Annotated in this window: 17 protein-coding genes; 8 read left to right on the forward strand and 9 right to left on the reverse strand. The window is 34.7% G+C overall.

Annotated elements, in window-relative coordinates; genetic code table 11:
• Positions 1–38 precede the first annotated feature (38 nt).
• From murD to rsmH, 7 genes are read right to left on the reverse strand one after another with little or no spacing between them, the layout of a single operon-like run.
• Entirely contained in the window at positions 39–1358 is a 1320-nt protein-coding gene (gene murD / locus JK145_RS00170) for a UDP-N-acetylmuramoyl-L-alanine--D-glutamate ligase (RefSeq protein ID WP_220664877.1), read from the reverse strand.
• A gap of 5 nt (positions 1359–1363) precedes the next feature.
• Positions 1364–2449 carry a phospho-N-acetylmuramoyl-pentapeptide-transferase gene (gene mraY / locus JK145_RS00175; RefSeq protein ID WP_220664878.1) on the reverse strand — a complete coding sequence of 362 codons (1086 nt, stop codon included), beginning with the start codon at positions 2447–2449 and terminating at the stop codon, positions 1364–1366.
• Positions 2443–3822, reverse strand: coding sequence for a UDP-N-acetylmuramoyl-tripeptide--D-alanyl-D-alanine ligase (murF, locus tag JK145_RS00180; RefSeq protein ID WP_220664879.1), 1380 nt, complete (start codon positions 3820–3822; stop codon positions 2443–2445). Before murF ends, mraY begins: the two co-directional genes overlap by 7 nt.
• Positions 3819–5315, reverse strand: a complete 1497-nt coding sequence (murE, locus tag JK145_RS00185) for a UDP-N-acetylmuramoyl-L-alanyl-D-glutamate--2,6-diaminopimelate ligase (RefSeq protein ID WP_220664880.1) — start codon at positions 5313–5315, stop codon at positions 3819–3821. The genes murF and murE overlap by 4 nt, the downstream gene beginning before the upstream one ends.
• A gap of 17 nt (positions 5316–5332) precedes the next feature.
• The gene (gene ftsI / locus JK145_RS00190; RefSeq protein WP_220664881.1) at positions 5333–7060 is read right to left on the reverse strand and encodes a peptidoglycan glycosyltransferase FtsI; all 1728 of its coding nucleotides are present in this window, start codon (positions 7058–7060) and stop codon (positions 5333–5335) included.
• Positions 7061–7089: 29 nt separating this feature from the next.
• A complete protein-coding gene (ftsL, locus tag JK145_RS00195; protein WP_220665217.1) occupies positions 7090–7416 on the reverse strand; it encodes a cell division protein FtsL in 327 nt (108 codons plus the stop codon).
• Complete coding sequence (gene rsmH / locus JK145_RS00200; RefSeq protein ID WP_220664882.1) at positions 7416–8363, reverse strand: 16S rRNA (cytosine(1402)-N(4))-methyltransferase RsmH; 948 nt, start codon at positions 8361–8363, stop codon at positions 7416–7418. The genes ftsL and rsmH overlap by 1 nt, the downstream gene beginning before the upstream one ends.
• 829 nt (positions 8364–9192) lie before the next feature.
• Here rsmH and dnaK point away from each other — a divergent pair.
• Both dnaK and dnaJ read left to right on the forward strand, forming a co-directional pair.
• Positions 9193–11121 (forward strand): molecular chaperone DnaK, encoded by a 1929-nt coding sequence (gene dnaK / locus JK145_RS00205; protein WP_220664883.1) that lies wholly within the window; start codon positions 9193–9195, stop codon positions 11119–11121.
• Between the two features lie 105 nt (positions 11122–11226).
• Positions 11227–12369: a molecular chaperone DnaJ gene (dnaJ, locus tag JK145_RS00210; RefSeq protein WP_220664884.1), complete on the forward strand. Its 1143-nt coding sequence runs from the start codon at positions 11227–11229 to the stop codon at positions 12367–12369.
• 183 nt (positions 12370–12552) lie between these two features.
• Here dnaJ and rpsT read toward each other — a convergent pair whose 3' ends face one another.
• Entirely contained in the window at positions 12553–12816 is a 264-nt protein-coding gene (gene rpsT / locus JK145_RS00215; protein WP_220664885.1) for a 30S ribosomal protein S20, read from the reverse strand.
• A gap of 205 nt (positions 12817–13021) precedes the next feature.
• Between rpsT and ribF the strand changes: the two genes are divergently transcribed.
• From ribF to folA, 6 genes are all read left to right on the forward strand, one after another.
• Positions 13022–13966, forward strand: a complete 945-nt coding sequence (gene ribF / locus JK145_RS00220) for a bifunctional riboflavin kinase/FAD synthetase (protein WP_220664886.1) — start codon at positions 13022–13024, stop codon at positions 13964–13966.
• 38 nt (positions 13967–14004) lie between these two features.
• The gene (ileS, locus tag JK145_RS00225) at positions 14005–16827 is read left to right on the forward strand and encodes an isoleucine--tRNA ligase (protein WP_220664887.1); all 2823 of its coding nucleotides are present in this window, start codon (positions 14005–14007) and stop codon (positions 16825–16827) included.
• Positions 16828–16846: 19 nt separating this feature from the next.
• On the forward strand, positions 16847–17305 hold the full coding sequence (gene lspA / locus JK145_RS00230; protein WP_220664888.1) for a signal peptidase II: 459 nt from the start codon (positions 16847–16849) through the stop codon (positions 17303–17305).
• 191 nt (positions 17306–17496) lie between these two features.
• On the forward strand, positions 17497–18459 hold the full coding sequence (gene ispH / locus JK145_RS00235) for a 4-hydroxy-3-methylbut-2-enyl diphosphate reductase (RefSeq protein ID WP_220664889.1): 963 nt from the start codon (positions 17497–17499) through the stop codon (positions 18457–18459).
• A gap of 148 nt (positions 18460–18607) precedes the next feature.
• On the forward strand, positions 18608–19432 hold the full coding sequence (gene dapB, locus JK145_RS00240) for a 4-hydroxy-tetrahydrodipicolinate reductase (protein WP_220664890.1): 825 nt from the start codon (positions 18608–18610) through the stop codon (positions 19430–19432).
• 828 nt (positions 19433–20260) lie between these two features.
• On the forward strand, positions 20261–20776 hold the full coding sequence (gene folA, locus JK145_RS00245) for a type 3 dihydrofolate reductase (protein WP_220664891.1): 516 nt from the start codon (positions 20261–20263) through the stop codon (positions 20774–20776).
• 144 nt (positions 20777–20920) lie between these two features.
• Here folA and apaH read toward each other — a convergent pair whose 3' ends face one another.
• Positions 20921–21760 (reverse strand): bis(5'-nucleosyl)-tetraphosphatase (symmetrical) ApaH, encoded by an 840-nt coding sequence (apaH, locus tag JK145_RS00250; protein WP_220664892.1) that lies wholly within the window; start codon positions 21758–21760, stop codon positions 20921–20923.
• Positions 21761–21855: the final 95 nt, after the last annotated feature.

The following is a 21855-nucleotide window of genomic DNA, read 5'->3' on the forward strand; positions in this document are numbered from 1 at the left end:
AATAATATAGGTTTATTTCTTTTTCTAAGATTATTACGCTATCCTAATTCTAAAGCGAGACGAGTGAAAGTCTCACCACGTTCTTCAAAATTGATGAACTGATCTAAGCTCGCACAAGCAGGAGATAACAAAACCAAATCTCCTTTCTTTACACAGCAACCAATAATACGCATCGCTTGTTCAAGCGTATCAGTAATAATTGACTTGTCAGGGCATAAAGAAGCTAGTTTTGCGCCATCTTGTCCAAAACAATATAACCGTATTTGATGATAACTTTTCTGTATTCGTAACTGAAGTGTTGTAAAATCTGCAGATTTTCCATCACCTCCCAAAATCAAATGGAGTGTACCAACTACCTCTAATCTATCTAGGGCAGCTTCTGTACTGCCTGTATTTGTTGATTTTGAGTCGTTAACCCAATGCACACCGTTACGTTTGTGTATTAACTCAAAGCGATGCGCTAGGCCACAAAAATGACGCAGCGCCATTAAACTGCTTTCACGGGGAATTTTTAGTTCGTCTGCTATCGCTAATGCCGCTAAAGCATTAGTATAATTATGAACTCCGCTAATTCTTAGTTCTTTGCATTCCAGTAATTGTTTGCCATAAGCCATAAGCCAAATTTTTCCAGAGCAACGATGTAAGCAATAATCTCCTCTTTTTATGCCGAAACTAATAAAACGCGCGTTTTTTCTATGCTCTGGAAAAGTAGAGATATCATCTGTATTAATCAAACAAGTTAAAGAGTTTCGATAGATAGCTAGTTTAGCCATACGGTACTGTTGCATACAGACCGAATAACGATTCATATGATCTTTGCTAATATTCAGAACAGTTGCCACAGAAACTTTTAGGCTATATGTATTTTCTAGTTGAAAACTAGATAACTCTAAAATATACAATTGACATGATAAGTTTAATAATTCTAAAGCAGGTAATCCAAAATTACCACCAACACCAACTTTTAAGCCTGCCTTGGAAGCCATTTTGTTTACCATATGCACAACAGTGCTTTTACCATTCGTTCCTGTTACTGCTACCACTGGTACCTCTAATGCTTCACGTGCGAATAACTCAATGTCGCTAACAATAACAGCATCAGATGATATTAGAGAAGGATCCAACGACGGAACACCGGGACTTTTTACTATAAGTGTAGCATTAAGAAGCCATTGTTTATGTAACGAACCTAAATGAATTGGTATATCATGCGGAATTTTTCCCAAACCGATTGGTGAATAACATGTATCTATTACATACGGAATCACACCGCGACGATGGAAGAAATTAACACAAGAAACACCGGTAATGCCTAATCCAATTATGACCACTCGCTCACGCCGATAGTCTGTTTTCATCTATATCACCGCATTCTCATCGAAACCAACCCAACCAAAACTAACATTAATGAAATAATCCAAAAACGTACCATAATACGAGGCTCTGGACATCCTTTTAACTCATAGTGATGATGAATTGGAGACATAAGAAAAAATCGATGACCACGCAGTTTAAATATACTAACTTGTAAAATCACCGACAAAGTTTCTATTACAAATACTCCACCCATAATAAATAATAAAAGCTCTTGGTGTAATAAAACCGCTATTATTCCAAGCATGCCTCCAATCGAAAGAGATCCAACGTCTCCCATAAAAATTTGTGCAGGATAAGTATTAAACCATAAAAAACCGATACCTGACCCAATTATAGCCGCGCAAACTACCGCTAACTCGCCTGCAAATTGCGTATAAGGAATGTGTAAATAGTTTGCAAAACCTATGTTACCTGTTACCCAAGCTATTAGCGCTAAACCAAAAGCAACACAAACAACAGGAACAATCGCTAGGCCATCTAAACCATCTGTTAAATTTACTGCATTGCTAGTGCCAACAATTACAAAATAAGCTAAAGGTACGTACCATACCCCTAATTGTGGCTTAACTTCATTAAAAAAAGGGATTACCAACTGAGTTGGTGATGGCGTATTTTTCTCTATTTTAAATATGATTAATATAACTGCCAAGGCTATTAATGATTGCCAAAAATATTTCCAAAAAGCAGTAAGTCCTTTAGAACTTTTATATGCTACTTTACAGTAGTCATCAATAAAACCTATAGTTCCATAACTAATTAAGACGAACAAAGTAAACCAGATATATGGATTAAAAAGATAAGACCACATTAATACTGAGGTAACAATCGAAAAAAGGATCATTAATCCGCCCATAGTAGGGGTACCATGCTTTCTGATATGTGACTCCGGTCCATCTGTACGCACCGATTGTTCAATATGTAGTTTTTTTAGCCAAATTATTAGATACGGCCCGGTCCATAGGGATAAAAAAATTGCTGTCAAGCAACTCATACCTGCACGAAACGTTAAACAATAAAAAAATTTAAATATCGAAAATGATTGAATCAAATATTCTGTTAACCATATTAACATGATACCCTCTCTTGTATGGAGAGCACCACTTGCTCCATCACAGCATTGCGTGATCCTTTTATTAAAATGGTTGTCGGTTTTTTTTCGGACAGAAGTAGCAAAATTCGATCAATTAATATTGCTTTGTTTTGAAAATGTTCGCCTCGTCTGCTAGCATTGCTAATTAAATAACTAAAATAACCAATGCTGAGTATTTTGTCGATACCAGATGTTGCGGCAATAATTTTACCTATATTCCAATGATACGCTGCTGTGTTATTTCCCAATTCAGCCATATCACTAACTACCATTACTTTGTATCCAGGTATTTTCAATAGAACTCTTATAGCAGCAATCATCGAGCCAACATTGGAGTTATAACTATCGTCTAATAATAATTGATTTCTTCCAAGAAGAATAGGAAATAATCGCCCAGGAAGGGGTTGAATTTTTTTTAAACCAGCAACGACAGAGGATAACGATGCTCCTACTGACATTGATAACGCGCAGGCAGCTAAAGCATTAGAAACGTTATGTATTCCCAGTAATGGCAATCGTACCGCACACGCTCCTGATGGAGTATGTAATAGAAAACGTATACCTTTTAAGTTTTCTTCAATATGGCTAGCAAAGAAATCAACGTTGTTGGTTGCCTGTGTAGCAAATCGCCAAATATTTCTTTGATCTAAATCCTTTTTCCAATTTTTCCAATCATGACTGTCAGCATTAAAAATGCCGCGTCCATTAATACTTAAACCAGAGAAAATTTCTCCTTTAGCTTTTGCTACAGCTGATAAAGAGCCGAATCCAGTCAAATGAGCTATAAAAAGGTTATTTATCAAAGCAGCTTCCGGGCGAACTAAGCTAGTAATCCAAGAGATTTCACCAAGACGATTGGCTCCAATTTCAATAACTGCATAATCATGTATGGGTGTTAAACGTAGTAAAGTTAATGGTACGCCTATTTCATTATTAAAATTTCCCTGTGTTGCTAAAACGTTTCCGCATTGGCGCAAAATAGCAGCTGTCATTTCTTTAACTGTAGTTTTTCCAGAGGATCCAGTTACAGCAACAATTCGCGCCGAAACTTGTCGACGTACCCAGGCGCCTAACTGACCAAGTGCACGTTTTGTGTCAGTAACGATCAATTGCGGAACAGTTAATGGTATTGGACGATTAACCAATAAAGCACTACAAAAAGAAGTACTGATAGCTTGCTTAGCAAAATCATGCGCATCAAACCTATCCCCTTTTAACGCAACAAATAAACATTTACGTTTCATAGTAGCACCTAGTGTACGTGAATCAGTTGTGACAGTTTCGATACAAACGTCTTCTCCAATCCAATCAGCACGAAGAATCGATGCGATGGTGCTGAGTCTAAATGAAATCATGTATCGATCGCTCCTCCTAATAACTGTGCTACAATGGCACGATCGGAGTGATAGATTGTTTTTTGTCTGATAATTTGATAATTTTCGTGGCCCTTTCCAGCTATTAGGATTATATCTGTCCATTTAGCTTGCATAATTGCGGAAGTTATTGCTTCGGAGCGATTGAGAATCACCTGCACTCGCTTCTCATCTTGGAAACCTTTTCTGATATCATTAATGATGTCCAACTTTGTTTCATTACGTGGATTATCATCAGTAATGATAATTTCGTCAGCATATAGATAGGAAATAGAAGCCATTAGTTGTCTTTTTCCTTTGTCACGATTGCCTCCGCAGCCAAAAACACACCACAATTTTCCATTACAATGCAATTTTGCTGTTATTAATGCTTTTTGTAGCGCTTCAGGATTATGAGCGTAATCGACTAAAACTGTAGGTAAACCTTTTGCACGAAATGCTTCCATGCGTCCGCAAATAGAACGCAATTGACGTGCATTCTTAAGTAAGATTGGAAGCGAATAACCGATCGAAAGTAGTGTTGCTATTGCTAATAACAGATTAGTAACATTAAATTCTCCAATCAATGGACTTTGTAACTTTCCATTACCCCAACTAGAACAAAAAAGAATCTCTGTACCGTCCATATGGTAATATATTTCTTCAGCATATAACCAATTTCCATTTCTTTTTTTTGGAAAATTTTTTTTAGTTGATACAGAAATTGCGGCTGGCAGCATTTTAAGCCAATGACGGCCGATAATATCATCTGCATTAATAACATATTGACTGACGTCTAATTCGCTAAAAAGTCTCCATTTAGCTGCTTTGTAATGCGACATATCACCATGGTAATCTAAATGATCTCTACTGAGATTTGTAAATACTGCAGCCGAAAAATGAATATTCTCAACGCGATGTTGATCTAACCCGTGAGAAGAAACTTCCATTGCCACAAAATTTACTCCTTCTTTTTGAAATTCTGACAATTGTCGCTGTATTTTGATTGGTGATTCAGTGGTACTATTAGATGGAGAAAGATGACTTAAAATGCCATTTCCAATGGTACCCATTACAGCACTATTTTCTATTCCTGACAGCTGTGCCAATAGATGAGTAGTTGTAGTTTTTCCGTTAGTTCCAGTAACGCCAACCAAACACATGGTTTGCGATGGATGTTGATAAAAACGTCCAGCTATCTCGGACAAACGCTCGCGAAGGTGATGCAAATAAATAACTGGTATACCTTGAATTTTATAAATTTCATTATTGTTAGAATTTACTTCATTTTCTGCTTGTGCTACAATAGCAGCAACTCCTTTTGCGATAGCTTGCTTAATATAAAGACGTCCATCTGTTTGATGACCCGAAATTGCTACAAATAAATCGTTTTTTGATGCAACCCGGCTATCTAGAATTATTTCATTAAGTAAACATTCTGGAACATCAGAAGTCCAAGGAGCTAATAAGTAGCGCAAATTACAACGTTTAGTCACTAAACATATTCCCTTAATCAGCGATGTACAATTTCTTGATGAGTTTGCAGTGCGTCTGGTTGTATATTCATAGTACGTAATACCCTTCCCATAATAGATCCAAATATAGGCGCAGTCACTACTCCTCCATAATATTTTCCACCTTGCGGATCATTTATTAATACAACTAATGCAAATCTTGGATTGCTAGCAGGAGCAACTCCAGCTGTATAAGAAATATACTTGTTAATATAATTTCCGTCTGATCCAACTTTTTTGGCAGTACCAGTTTTAATAGCAACACGATAGCCTTTAATCGCAGCTCTAGTGCCAACTCCTCCTGGAAGTGCTACACTTTCCATCATATGTACTACAGATCGTACTAGCGATTCTGGAAATATTCTTTCTCCAGTTACAGGAATATTCACTCGTGTAATAGACAGAGGGCGCAAAATACCCATTCCACCAATTGTTGCATAGACTCTGGCTAACTGTAATGGAGTGACCATTAATCCGTAACCATAAGAAAAAGTAACTCTTTCTACATCAGTCCACTTTTTTTTGCGGGGAAAAAAACCACTACTCTCTCCAACTAAACCTAGATTAGTTGCTTTACCTAGTCCAAATTTCAAGTATGTTTCGACTAATACTGATGGAGGCATTGCTAACGCCAACTTGGAAACTCCAACATTACTCGATTTCTGTAAAATTTCAGTTAAAGTTAGTTCTGGATAACAAGTCACATCCTTAATTTGATGTTTGTTGATCATATAAGGGAGCGTATTAAGTACGCTATTACTTTGTACTATACCGTTTTCTAATGCTGCCATTACTACCATTGGTTTAACTGTTGAGCCAGGCTCAAAAATATCGGTAATGGCACGATTACGCATTACATTTACAGTCGTTCTAGTTAAGTTATTAGGGTTATAAGAAGGACTATTTGCCATTGCTAGTATTTCTCCAGTGTTAATATCTACTAGAATTGCAATACCAGATTCAGCCTTATGGAAAATTACAGCATTATTTAATTCGCGATAGACCAATGTTTGCAAACGTTCATCAATGCTCAGTATTAGATTATTTGATGTTTGGCTTTTAACTAAAGAAACATCTTCGATAATGCGTCCAAATCGATCTTTCCGAACTGATCGAAAACCAGCTTGTCCAGCTAGGAGTCGATCGAAGCTTTTTTCAATGCCTTCAATACCTTCACTATCAATGTTAGTTATACCTACAAGGTGTGCTGTTACTTGACCAGCTGGATAATAACGTTTTGACTCTTGTAGCAAGTAAATGCCAGGAAGTCTAAGTTCATGAATATAATCGCCAATTGTCGGATTAACTTGACGTGCCAAATAAATAAAACGACTATTAGGATTAGTATTAATTCGCGTGGCAAGTTGATTAAGTGGAATAGAAAGCGCATCGGACAATGCTTTCCATCGAAAGTCAACACCAATACCTCCATGATCATTAAGTTCTTTTGGATCGGCACATACAGCTTTAACCGGTACACTTACCGCTAATGGACGTCCAACGCGGTCACTTATTATGCCACGTACTACGTGGACTCGCTGCATTCGCAGTGATCGCATATCTCCTTCACGTATTAGTTTGTCAGAATTAATTATTTGTAAATAAGTTATTCGTAGCGTTAAACCTAATAATGCTAGAAAAAAACAATTACAAAGTAAAACGAAACGCCATCTAATAAAACTATTAGCTTTATTCTTCCATTTTATTGGATAAACTTTATCTTTCATATTTAAAGATGATGTAATACGAACTATGATTAATTAATCGATTGAGCGATAATATTTTCTTGCGATGGATCAATATGTTGCATTTTTAACTGCTCAATAGCGATGCATTCTATTCGATTATGATTCTCTAATGTTTTTTCTTCTAGAATTAGATTTCGCCACTCTATTTCTAACTCATCTTTTTCTAGAACCACCTTTTCATGCTCCGTTGTTAAATACCTTATTTGATAGGTGGTACTAATTATCATGAGAGCTGAAGATATGGACGCAACTAACAGTAATAAAGAAAGTTTGCTATGGCATAACAAATCATTTCCAATGATTCTCATCAGACAAAATCGTTTGTTATCAGTCATCATATAAGTTTTTCGGCAAAACGTAAAATTGAACTACGTGCACAAGGATTGTTTTTAATTTCTTGTTCTGAAGGACGTATTTTCCCTAAAGCTTTAAATTTTCGAAAATTTTTGTATCGTTGAATTACTTGTTTTTCCGTAAGAGGAAAACTTATCGGAATTTGTGGCCAATTACTAAATTGATTAATAAATTGTTTAACCTTACGGTCTTCTATTGAATGAAAACTAATAACTGATAATCTTCCTCCAGGAGCCAATATTGTTAAAGTTCCTTTTAGTGCTTCTTCGATTTCTCTTAATTCATTGTTAATAAACATACGAATTGCTTGGAAACTGCGTGTAGCTGGATGTTTTTTCCAGCTAGAAAAAGGATTAGCTCTAATAATTAGAGTAGCCAATTCGTGTGTACCAACTATAGGTTTTTGACGATTGCGAGAAACAATGAATTCAGAAATCCTTTTGGCATAGCGTTCTTCGCCTAACGTTTTTAAAACCAAAGCAATTTCTTTCACTTTAGCTTGTAATAACCATTGTGCAGCAGTTTGTCCACACGACGTATCCATACGCATATCTAAAGGACCATCGCGCATAAATGAAAAACCTCGTTTGGGATCAGCCAGTTGCGGCGACGATAATCCAAGATCAAGCAATATTCCATCAACCTTTCCTAATAATTTCCACTGTTCCATATAGTTCTTCATAGCAGAAAATCGTCCATGAATAATAGTAAAGCGAGGATCTTTTATAGAAGAAGCTGATTTAATAGCTTCCAAATCTCTGTCAATAGCAAATAGTCGTCCACGTGCACCAAGTTTGGATAAAATTAGATGAGAATGACCACCTCTTCCAAAAGTTCCATCTATATAAATTCCATCTGATCGGAGATTTAAACTTTGTATGGCTTCATGTAATAAAACGGTAGTATGTTGTGAGTAGTTGTTTGACATAGCTGCTAAAGGTGCATCATTTTAATAAAAGTCATTAAAGCGCGTCGATTAATAGCAATTAATATGGGAAAACATTGTTTTTAGTGAATTTCTATATTAGTTATTTAATAGCTCATAAGAAATTGATACTTTTTTAGGTACAAACCTCATTTTTAGAAAAAACTTAGATCTGATGTAACAATTCCAAAATTTTATTCACATAAAATAAAATTTTAAACTGTAAAAAAACTAAGAAAAGTAAATTAACTTTAATTTTTTATTTCGTCTGAAATAGGTCTAGCAAAAATTTATGAGATTTATAAAAAATTTGATAATTTCTATACGGCTTAACAATTGGAGGTAATGAACACACAGGATTTAGAGTAAAAACCAACGTGCTCACTAAGAAAGTTATATCTTCATGCAATTTGCGTTATGCTAATGCTAACTACTTAATTTAATATTTTTTTTCTAAAAACTGCGCAGATAACAATTTTCCTTTTAGGAGGGATATTATTTTCTGATTTAAATCTTTTTAGTAAAAGAAAAGTAGCCATTGTTTCGATTAAAAATATTATGATAGTAAAAGCTCCTTGAACTCTTAAATCGTTTTAAGGTTTATTAAACTAATAATTATGTTTCTAGATCTCTATTACAGATTAATCTTTTTTAGTGAGAATTAGAGATGTTAACACCTCTTAACTAGAGAAGGAGAAGACTCTAATAGAAGATCATTATCGTCTTAGAATTTTAAGGAAGAAAAAGGAAATTAATAGAAAAACTTGAAAAGTTTAATTTCGTTCGCATATCAGAATTAACGATCGTTTACAGAATTTAGTGAGGTATTTTGATGGGAAAAATCATCGGTATTGACTTGGGCACGACTAATTCTTGCATCGCAATCACCGAAAGCAGTCAACCTCGCGTGCTCGAAAACAGCGAAGGAGACCGTACAACTCCTTCTGTTATCGCTTATACTCAGGATGGTGAGATTTTGGTTGGCCAGCCGGCTAAGCGCCAATCTGTTACTAATCCACAAAACACTTTGTTTGCCATCAAACGTCTAATTGGTCGTCGTTATCAAGATAAAGAAGTTCAGCGAGATGTTAGCATTATGCCATATAAAATTATTGCGGCTAATAACGGCGATGCTTGGTTAGAAGTAAAAGGTCAGAAAATGGCACCGCCTCAGATTTCCGCTGAAGTTTTAAAAAAAATGAAAAAAACCGCAGAAGATTATTTAGGAGAATCAGTTACTGAAGCGGTAATTACTGTACCAGCCTATTTTAATGATGCACAGCGTCAAGCAACAAAAGATGCAGGACGAATCGCTGGACTAGATGTTAAGCGAATTATTAATGAACCGACCGCAGCCGCACTTGCGTATGGTTTAGATAAAGAGACAGGCAATCGAATTATCGCGGTTTATGATCTAGGTGGTGGGACTTTTGATATTTCTATTATCGAAATTGATGATGTTGATGGTGAAAAAACATTTGAAGTATTGGCAACTAACGGAGATACCCATTTAGGTGGCGAGGACTTTGACAGTCGTCTTATTAAACACTTAGTCGATGCATTTAAAAAGGATCAGGGAATCGATCTGCGCAATGATCCGTTAGCAATGCAGCGTTTAAAGGAAGCTGCTGAGAAAGCCAAAATAGAGTTGTCATCTGTTCAACAAACTGACGTTAATTTACCTTATATTACAGCCGATAGCTCTGGTCCAAAGCACATGAACTTAAAAGTAACTCGTGCTAAATTAGAGTCATTAGTAGAAGAATTAGTAAATCGTACTTTAGAACCTTTAAAAATGGCGTTGAAAGATGCAAATCTATCTGTTTCTGATATCAGAGATGTTATCCTAGTAGGCGGACAGACTCGTATGCCTTTAGTTCAGAAAAAAGTCACTGATTTTTTTGGAAAAGAGCCGCGTAAAGATGTAAATCCGGATGAGGCTGTAGCTATTGGTGCTGCAGTTCAAGGTGGTGTGCTAGCCGGTGATGTGAAGGATGTATTGCTTTTGGATGTTACTCCTTTATCATTGGGTATCGAAACGATGGGCGGAATAATGACTCCACTGATTGCTAAAAATACTACTATTCCAACTAAGCATAGCCAGATATTTTCTACTGCAGAGGATAACCAATCTGCTGTCACTATTCATGTTTTGCAAGGCGAACGCAAACGATCCAGCGATAACAAATCTTTAGGTCAGTTTAATCTTGATGGTATTGAACCGGCTATGCGTGGTACACCACAAATTGAAGTAACTTTTGATATTGATGCTGATGGGATTTTGCACGTTTCTGCTAAGGATAAAAACAGTGGAAGAGAGCAAAAAATTACCATAAAAGCTTCTTCTGGGCTAAGCGAAGAAGAAATTAAAAAAATGATACGAGAGGCAGAAACAAATGCAGAGTCTGACCGCAAGTTTGAAGAATTAATACAGACTCGAAATCAAGCTGATCATTTACTGCACAGTACTCGAAAGCAACTAGCGAACGTAGCTGATCAGTTACCTGCTGATGACAAAATATCTATTGAGAATGCTTTAAAGAATTTAGATGATTCCATGAAAAATGAAGATAAAGCTGATATTGAAACGAAAATTCAAGCACTTATTCAGGTATCTAGCAAATTACTCTCAATAACCAAGAACCGTACTAAAACAACTGGAGAAAGCAAAACAAGTAGCGACGACAACAACAATAAAAAAGCAAAAGCAGAGGATGACGTTGTTGACGCTGAATTTGAAGAAGTTAAGGATAAAAAGTAATCTTCACGAATGAGTAAAGGTTGTTGTCTGCCGATTCTGTTCGGACGCTGCGATGAAAAGTGCGGATAGTGTGTTTGCCCTTACAAATTTGTTGAAGGAAAAGGAATGGCAAAGTCAGATTATTATAGGATTTTAGGTGTTTCTCGAGATGCAGAAGAACGTGATATTAAAAAGGCATACAAACGTCTAGCAGTAAAATTCCACCCAGATCGTAATCCAGGAAACTCCGAAGCTGAAGCCAAATTTAAAGAGATTAAAGAAGCTTACGAAGTACTAACTGACACTCGAAGACGTGCTGCTTATGATCAATACGGTCATGCGGCTTTTGAGCAAGGAAATGTAGGAGGTTCTGGATCGTCTTTTTCTAGCGGAGCTGGCGGGGCAGATTTTAGTGATATCTTTGGGGACGTTTTTGGCGATATTTTCGGAGGAGGTCGACGTCAGCGAGCTAGTCGAGGAGCAGATTTGAGTTATGACATGGAGCTTTCTCTCGAGGAGGCGGTGCGAGGCGTAACCCGAGAAATTCGAGTCCCTTCGTTGGAAAAGTGTAGTCTTTGCTATGGTAGTGGAATAAAATCAGGAACTAAAGCTATCACATGTCTTACTTGTCATGGACAAGGACAAGTCCAGATCCGACAAGGATTTTTTACAGTCCAACAAACTTGTCCTACTTGTCAAGGACAAGGTAGGATTGTTAAGGATCCTTGTGTTATGTGTCACGGACAAGGAAGAGTAGAAAAATCTAAGACGTTATCTGTAAAAATTCCGGCAGGAGTAGATACAGGAGATCGAGTTCGTTTATCTGGTGAGGGGGGAATAGGGGTACGTGGTGCAGGTGCAGGTGATCTATATGTGCAAATTAAAGTACGAACACACCCTATTTTTGAACGAGAGGAAAACAATCTATATTGTGAAGTTCCGATTAATTTTGCCATGGCAGCACTTGGCGGTGAAATTGAAGTTCCAACACTGAATAGTCGCGTGAAACTTAGAATTCCAGCAGAAACTCAAACTGGTAAAATGTTTAGAATGAGAGGTAAAGGGGTAAAATCTGTACGTGGTGGATCTCAGGGTGACTTGTTTTGTCGAGTTGTAGTTGAAACACCTGTGAAACTTAACGAACGTCAAAAACGACTGCTTCAAGAATTAGAAGAAAGTTTTGGCGGGTTAAACGGGCAACAAAATAGTCCACGTTCGAAGAGTTTCTTAGAAGGTGTAAAAAAGTTTTTTGATGATCTAACCCGTTAAATTCCTAATTTTGCTTTTTAAAAGTAGACAGCGTTGTTTTAAGAAAAATTAAGATCTAACAAAAAGCTTATTTTCCATTCATCTCTTCTCTTATAAGAAGATTATTATTGACCTACATCCCCGCTTTATCTTTTTGATCATGATTCATTTTGCTGAATGGATTTTTAATAACAATACATGTAATCAGTTCATTGAATTTATTCTTATAAGAAGTTTTGATTTATAACGTGCTGCTTTATTTTTATGAATTAACCCCCTTTTTGCTTGACGATCAACAACTGGTTGCATGATAGAAAACGCGTGCTGTGCAGCACTTTTATTTCCCTCTGCGATAGCAGTATAAACTTTTTTTACAAAAGTTCTTATCATAGAACGTCGACTTGCATTATGTCGACGACGCTTTTCAGATTGAGCAATTCGCTTTCTAGCGGATTTATTGTTAGCCAAAATAATCTCCTAAATAATGTAGGATTTTTACAAAAAAATTTCATAAAATATTTAAAGTGTTAAACCCTACATAATATTTTGAAAAAAACAATTCTCCCTTCTATAAGGTAACTGGAATTGTTAAGAATATATCATTATCACTGAATATTGGTATAAGGCTAGTATTCTATTTCTCTTATTTGTTTAAACGACATTTAAACTAATTATGAAACTTATTCGAAATGTACATAATTTACAAAAATACCCCTACGAATGTGTTTTAACTATTGGCAATTTTGATGGATTTCATCGCGGGCATCAACTAATTATTTCAAATTTGAAACATGAAGGACGCCGTCTTGGTTTACCGGTAACCGTAATGCTATTTGAACCTCAACCGCAAGAATATTTTTCTGGTAAGGAAAACGCACCAGTCAGACTATCTTGCTTTCGTGAAAAAGTAAAGTACTTAACTGCTTCTGGAGTAGATTCAATTATATGTATTAATTTTAATGAACAGTTTGCAATGTTAGATGCTCAAAAGTTTATAACTGATTTACTAATAAAGAAATTAGGAGTACGATTCATTAGTATTGGTGATGACTTTCGGTTCGGGGCTAAACGACAAGGAGATTATATTTTACTAAAAGCAATGGGAAAACGTGCTGGATTTAGAGTCACAAATGTGGCGACATGCACTACTAAGAATGGGGAAAGAATCAGCAGTACCGCCATTCGCAAAGCGCTAGTAAAAGACCAATTAGAAAAAGCAGAGAATTTATTAGGACATCCATACCGTCTCTCTGGTCGAGTAATATATGGCGATATGATAGGAAAGAACATCGGTTTTCCAACTGCAAATATATCTCTTAAAGGAAGACGTATGCCAATTCATGGTGTATATGCTGTAAAGGTTCACACTTTCACTAGTGCACCTTTGCTAGGTGTGGCAAATATAGGTGTTAGACCCACGGTGTCTAGTAATAAAAACCAAAAATTAGAAGTGCATTTATTAGATATAGATAAAAATCTGTATGGTCAATATCTTGAAGTATTAATACATGCAAAATTACGTAACGAAAAAAAATTTTCTTCACTCGAGGATCTTAAAAATCAAATTGTGCTTGATATAAGAAATACACGTAACTTCTTTAAATTAAACCATTTTTAATGATGCGCATATAGAATTGCGTGATTAATTGGAATTAAATGACTAATTACAAAAGTACTTTAAACTTGCCTAATACAAAGTTTTCCATGCGTGGAAATTTAACTGAAAAAGAGCCGCAAATATTAAAACGTTGGCATGAACAGAACTTATATGACATAATTCGTCAAGTCAAAAAAGGAAAAAAAATCTTCATATTGCACGACGGACCGCCATATGCAAATGGCGGCATTCATATTGGTCATGCGGTTAATAAAATTCTTAAAGACATTATAATTAAGTCTAAGCTGTTAACAGGATATGACTCTCCATACATAGCAGGTTGGGACTGTCATGGATTACCAATTGAATTAAAAGTAGAACAACTTATTGGTAAAGCTGGCCAAAAAGTTAGCGCTGCGAAATTTCGCGAAGTTTGTCGCACGTATGTTACTAAACAAGTTGAGAAACAAAAAAAAGATTTCATCCGTTTAGGTGTTTTAAGCGATTGGCAACATCCATATTTAACGATGGATTTTTCAACTGAAGCAAATATTATTCGAACATTTGGTAAAATAGCAACCAGTGGTTATCTATATAAAGGAAAAAAACCAACACACTGGTGTACCGAGTGCCGCTCTGCGTTAGCAGAAGCAGAAATAGAGTATCACAACCGTTCTGCTCTATCTATTGATGTTGCTTTCAAAGCTAAAGATACCAATTCGGTTTCTATTAAATTTGGCATAACCAATTATATTGAACAGATTTATTTGCTTGTTTGGACTACGACACCATGGACTCTACCTGCTAATCGAGCTATTGCTATTCATCCTGAATTCAATTACCAACTTATTGAAATAAAAGGAAAAGGTTATATTTTAAGCGAAACTTTATTAAATACAGTAATGAAACGGTTTTGTGTTAAATCTTGGAAAACATTAGGAGTCACTAAAGGTAACCAGTTAGAATCACTATGGTTTTGTCATCCATTTATGAATTTTAATATACCGACTATTTTCAGTCAGAATGTAACATCATCTATGGGAACTGGAGCAGTGCATATAGCTCCAGGACACGGTCTTGATGATTACATCGTTGGTAAAAAATACAATTTAGAAATTTTTAACTCAGTCGGATCTGACGGCTGTTATTTACCAAACACGCATCCATCGTTAGATGGATTATCAGTCCTGAAATCTACTGTTGATAAAGTGATTATTAATCTACTTTATAGTAACGATGCTTTAATGCATGCAGAAAATTTAATACATAGTTATCCGCATTGTTGGAGACATAAAACTCCAGTTATCTTTCGTACAACGCCACAATGGTTTATCAGTATGGAGCAAAATGGTTTACGTAGAAAATTGTTAAAAGAAGCTAAAAAAGTAAAATGGGCTCCTCAATGGAGTCAAACTTGTATTGAAGCGATGATTACAAATCGTCCTGATTGGTGTATTTCTCGACAACGTGTTTGGGCAATACCATTGGCACTATTTGTGCATAAAGACAAAGGCACATTACATCCTCGAACAACTGAATTAATAGAGGATATTGCAAAACGAGTTGAAAAAATCGGTGTGCAAGCCTGGTGGGATTTAAATTTAGCTGAAATTTTGGGCGATGATGCTGATCTTTATTATAAAGTACCAGACACTCTTGATGTTTGGTTTGATTCTGGATCTACTTATTCTTCAGTTTTAGAAGCGAGGCCAGAATTTAAAAATCATTTACCAGATATGTGCTTAGAAGGGTCAGATCAGCACCGTGGTTGGTTTATGTCGTCACTGATAATTTCTACCTCTATACATGGTAAGGCGCCATATCGCCATGTACTAACTCACGGTTTTATTGTTGATGGAAAAGGTCGAAAGATGTCAAAATCAACAAATAACGTAATTAGTCCGCAAGTAATAGTAAATAAGTTGGGAGCAGATATTTTACGTCTCTGGGTTGCTTCTACCGATTATACACGTGAAATGTCAGTTTCGAATGAAATCTTAACATGTTCAGTTAACTCTTATAGAAAAATACGCAATACAGCACGTTTCCTTCTGTCTAACTTAAATGATTTTATCCCAACATTACATAGTATTAGTCCAGAAGCAATGATCGCAGTAGATCGATGGGCGGTTAGTCGTACACAAGCAGCGCAGGAGGAAATTATTTCTTCTTATGAAGAATATAATTTTCATAATGTTATAAAGCGTTTGATACAATTTTGTTCTGTTGAAATGAGTTCTTTTTACCTAGATATTATTAAAGATCGTCAATATACATCTAAAAAGAACAGTATTGCTCGTCGTAGTTGCCAGACGGCAATGTATCATATTATCGAAGCTCTTGTTCGTTGGATAGCTCCAATTATTCCATTTACAGCTGATGAAATTTGGAGTTTTATTCCAGAAAGACAATCCAAATATGTCTTTACTGAAGAATGGTATAATGGTTTATCCAAATTGGATGCTACTCAATTATTGAACGATGCGTATTGGGAAACTTTACTAAAAGTACGAAATGCAATTAATAAGGTTATTGAGCAAGCGCGAGTTGCTAAGTTTATTAATAGCTCATTAGAAGCTTGTATTACATTATACGCTGAACCTATTATTAAAGATGTATTAAGCAAATTGGATAAGGAGCTTCACTTTGCACTACTTACGTCAGATGCAATTATTGCAGATTATAATGATGCCACGATTGATGCAATACAATGTGAAAAATTTCATGGATTAAAAATAGCTTTGAAAAAAGCAAATGGAGAAAAGTGTCCACGTTGTTGGCATTACACGACCAATGTTAACCAATATATTCATGATCTAAAAATGTGCAATCGCTGTGTTATGAACGTATCTGGTCTAGGTGAAATTCGTAAGTTTGTTTAACAAAAAAGCTGCAGATTCAATGTATTATATAAATTTTCTTGTGATGGTAATGCTAGATTTAATCAGTAAGAAATGGATTATGACTCATTTATGGATTGGTGAATCAATATCGGTATTTCCATTTATTAGCTTTACTTATGTTCTCAACTCTGGAATAATCTTTGGCTTTTTAGCCGGAAAAGGAGAGACCCAACGTTGGATATTGTCAATAATATCAATAATGGTTTTATTGATACTATTTATCATAGTCCAATCTAATAAATCAAAAAGATTATCTAGCATTGCCTATACGATGATTGCTAGCGGCGCATTTGGTAACCTATTTGACCGAGTTATGTACGGTTTCGTGATTGATTTTATTGATTTTCATATTGATGATTGGCATTGGCCAACGTTTAATTTAGCAGATACGGAAATTTGTATCGGTATAATATTGATTACATTAGAAAATATTATTGTTCGCTACAACAATCGTTAATTAGATAATTTATCCAATAGGCATCCTGAAAAATTGTAATATTATATTATTTGGCTTTAATCTAAATCTTTAAAAGATTAACTAAATTTCTTTAGAAACTAAGTGGTGTTTAAAAAAACAATCAATTTGACTAAAAATTTTAAAGTGATAGCTCTCCTTTTAAAGAGGAATTGAAAAATAATAGGAAAAAAATGAAAGTGTTATTAGCTAATCCTCGTGGTTTTTGCGCAGGCGTAGATCGGGCAATCAACATTGTTGAGCGAACGTTAGAAATTTTTGGTCCTCCAATTTATGTGCGTCATGAAATAGTACATAATCGTTATGTTGTAGATTCTTTTCGAGCACGAGGTGTAATTTTTGTTGAGAAAATCATTGAAGTACCTGATAAGGCTATTTTAATTTTTTCTGCTCATGGTGTATCACAAAAAATCAAAGAAGAAGCTCGCTGTCGCGACTTACTTATATTTGATGCGACTTGTCCTTTGGTCACTAAAGTACATAAGAAAATTATTCGTGCTAGTCAAAAAGGCATGGAAACTATTCTCATTGGACATTCAGGTCATCCTGAAGTTGAAGGGACTATGGGACAGTATAATAATTTATTTGGTGGTATTTATTTAGTAGAGTCAGTTGACGATATTCAAAAACTTCAAATTAAAAATGAAAATAATCTGTGTTTTATGACTCAAACAACGCTTTCAGTTAATGCGGCTAGAAATATTATTGATGCGTTACGTACACGATTTCCCGCTATTGTTAATTCTCATAAAAATGATATTTGCTATGCAACAATTAACCGTCAAAAAGCTGTACGTGATCTTTCTGCTAAAGTTGATATAATGCTTGTTATTGGCTCAAAAAATTCATCCAACTCTAATCGACTAGCAGAGTTAGTCCAACAAATTGGTAAGCCATCTCATTTAATTGAGAACGCTACTGATATCCAAGAAAGCTGGTTTCGAAAAACGAAAAATGTTGGTATAACTGCGGGTGCATCCGCACCGGAAATATTGGTAAATCAGGTTGTTAGACATTTATGTCTGTTAGGCGCTGAAAGCGTTAGAGAATTTGTTGGAAAAAAAGAAAAAATCGTTTTTAAACTTTTAAAAAAAGCTGAATATAAAAAAAAATTTAAAGCGCAATCTCAATTATAAATTTTTATTTCTTACGCGCCTTAATATTAGTAAAATTTATTAATTTCTATCTTTTTCAGATTCTGAAAGTATCTTCTAAGTTCCCCTTCATCAGGGGTTTCAAGCAATTAATGTGAACAGACACTTATCCGTAAGGATCAAGAATAGAATGTGTAAGGAAAATCCAGTTTTAATTGCAATTGCTGGCGCAACGGGTCGGATGGGAAGAGAACTTATTCAAGCAGTAGCGCAATCAAAGCGAGTTATTTTAGGAGCCGCGATAACTCATGATAGGTCAACATTGTGCGGTATAGATGCCGGCGAATTAGTAGGAATTAACCGCCTAGGTGTATTAATTAGCAGTGAATTAGAAGCAGTAAAAAATAACTTTGATATCCTAATTGATTTTACTTGCCCTAATGCTAGTATGAAATATTTGGCATTTTGTCATCAAAATAATAAAAGTATTGTCATAGGCACTACAGGTTTTAATCAATTTCAGAAAAATATCATCAAAGCCTGTTCTAAAAGCATAGGAATTGTTTTCTCTGCCAATTTTAGTATTGGAGCTAGCCTAATGCTTGAACTACTCAAAAAAGCAGCTAAAATAGTTGGAGAAAGCTGTGACATTGAGATTATTGAAATGCATCATCGTGATAAAAAAGACGCGCCTTCAGCTACCGCAATTGCTATGGGTAAAAACATCGCTTGCGCGATTGGAGAAAAAGAATCAAATAATTATACTTTATACGATCATAAAAAATATAAAAATAGATATAAAATGAAAAAAATTGGGTTCTCAATCATCAGGGCGGGGGATATTATTGGTGAGCACACCGCGATTTTTGCTGGAATTGGAGAACGTTTAGAAATCACTCACAAAGCTTTAAATAGAGCAACATTTACTAAGGGGGTAATTCGCGCTGTCACATGGCTCGCTGATAGTAAAAAAAAAGGTTTCTTTAATATGCAAGATTTACTTAATCAAAAATAAAGTATCTTATTTTTTATTAGTCATTAATTTCTAATTAAACTTTTCTTTCAGATTTTATTACATCCGTGTTAACCTATTTAAATGTAAACATACATACTTAATCAAAATTAAAGCAAGAAATAATCTGGTTGATTATTTTTATCCTTTTTATTCTAATTTCTTTTTTGAAAAGTTCAGTTTTTATATTATCTACTACATGTCTCTTTTTCATAGCAGAATATACATAGGCAAAATCAATAATACATCTCATTAGATATAGTCTAAAAGAAAAGAAAATTAATAGAATGACTGTTTATTAAAAATGGTCAGATTTTTTTCGATACTTTCTTTTAAAGAACCGACACCTTATCGAGATGCTTATCTAAACTTAAAATGATCGGAAATAAGCTTATATTTATTTATTCTTGTTGCATTTTTTAATTTTAAATTAACTCATTTAGAAAATACGAAAATCAATTTATACCTTTTATTTAATTATGAGTAAAAATTTAGTTAGAAATTTATCTTTCCTCAAGCATTCAAATGCAATGTTATGTGATAAAATTTCCAAAAGTATTACTAATTAAATTAATTATGCTTAACAAAAAAACAAATATGTAGTTTTCATCGGCTTAAGTAAATAAAAAGATGTCTATTTGTATTTGTAGTTCATTATTATCTTTTTCAAAATAAAAGAGCCCTCTAATGTACGTAATAAACATTTTAATTTAATTAGATTAAATAATCTTTTGATCGTTTGACTTTTGATCGAAATCAAGTTATTTTGGCTCTTTGTTTTCTATTCTTCCTTATAAATTTAGAATTTTATTTTTTTAGATAAAAAGTTATATGATTGTTAGCTTGATTGTTGCTATGACAACAAATCGAATAATTGGCATAAAAAATTCCTTGCCATGGAATATCCCTATGGATATGATCTGGTTTAAAAAACATACAATTAATAAACCAATCATTGTTGGACGCAAAACATTTGAATCTATTGGGAACCCGCTACCAAAAAGACATAACATTGTATTAAGTACTCTTCGCCATCCAAAGAAGAGAAAAAGTGATACCGCCGTCGTATCATGGGTAATGACACCGTCAGAGGCGCTATCAGTAACAAACAATGCACCAGAAGTGATGGTAATAGGTGGCGCTAAAATTTACGAAATTTTCCTTCCTAAAGCTAATAAGCTTTATTTAACCCATGTGGAAACTAATATAAACGGAGATACACGATTCCCAGATTATAAATACGATGAATGGAGGTCTGTTTTTTATAAGTTGTGCAAAAATGCAATAAAGAATAAAAACAATAATACTTACAATTGTTGTTTTGAGATCCTGGAACGCCGTAATTAATATCACAAAAAACAAATATAAAAACTTTAATAAATATCCAAAAAAACTTTATCTTCCTCATTTTTAAAAGTAATAGTATAAATGAAAACATTCTTCAAAAAAGAAAAAACAATTTCAGCTGTTTAGCGATAGACGTTCTTTCATTTACAGAGACTGTCTTAGGGAGGATGGGACATGAACGAGCGCTTTTTTCTCCCAATGTAACAGTGTTAATTTATTTCCCCAACAACAACCAGTGTCAAGTCCATAAATTCTTTTTGGCGTTTTAAATCCTGACAAGGAAGACCAATGACCAAAAACAACACTGTAATGTTCGTAGAATTCTGATTTTAGTAACATGAACCAAGGTTGTAAAATCCTAGAAATATTTTTTGGCGAATCTTTACAAGACATATCTATTGTCCCATCTGGAAAACAATATCGAATTCGAGTAAAAGCATTAATACTAAACTGTAAACGAGCTAAATTATTTAAATCTTGACTCCAATGAAATCTATTATTATCACTATACATAGCAGCTAGGAACAATGCATAATCATCTCCTCTTAATGCTGATTCGATTTCCTTAGCGCATTGTTTAACAGTATCAAAATTCCATTGTGGAGCAATACCAGCGTGTACCATGAACAATCTTTTTTCTTCATCTATTTGCAATATAGGTTGATGACGGAGCCAATTAATCAACTCATCAGCATCTTTTTCTTTTTTTATCGATAGCAAAGTTTCTGTATTATCTTCTTGAAAATCTTTAATTCCGACATATGATGCCAAAAGATGAAGATCATGATTTCCTAATACTATGCGTATTCTATTACTTTTAAAATCATGTATAAAGCGCAATACTTCTAATGAGTTTGGACCACGAGCAACTAAATCCCCGGTCAACCAAAGAGTATCCTCTGTTGGGTTAAATTGAACTTTTTCAAGTAAAATTTTTAATTCTTTAAAGCAACCGTGAACATCACCAATTAAATATGTTGACATTAGTAATTCTACGTAAGAAGGTTTTTTAGATAACGAAAAAATAAATCAAATTTATTGAATGAGCGCTAAAAACAATTTAATTATTGATACAATGC

The sequence above is a fragment of the Sodalis sp. CWE genome (assembly GCF_019646055.1).
GTDB lineage: Bacteria > Pseudomonadota > Gammaproteobacteria > Enterobacterales > Enterobacteriaceae > CWE.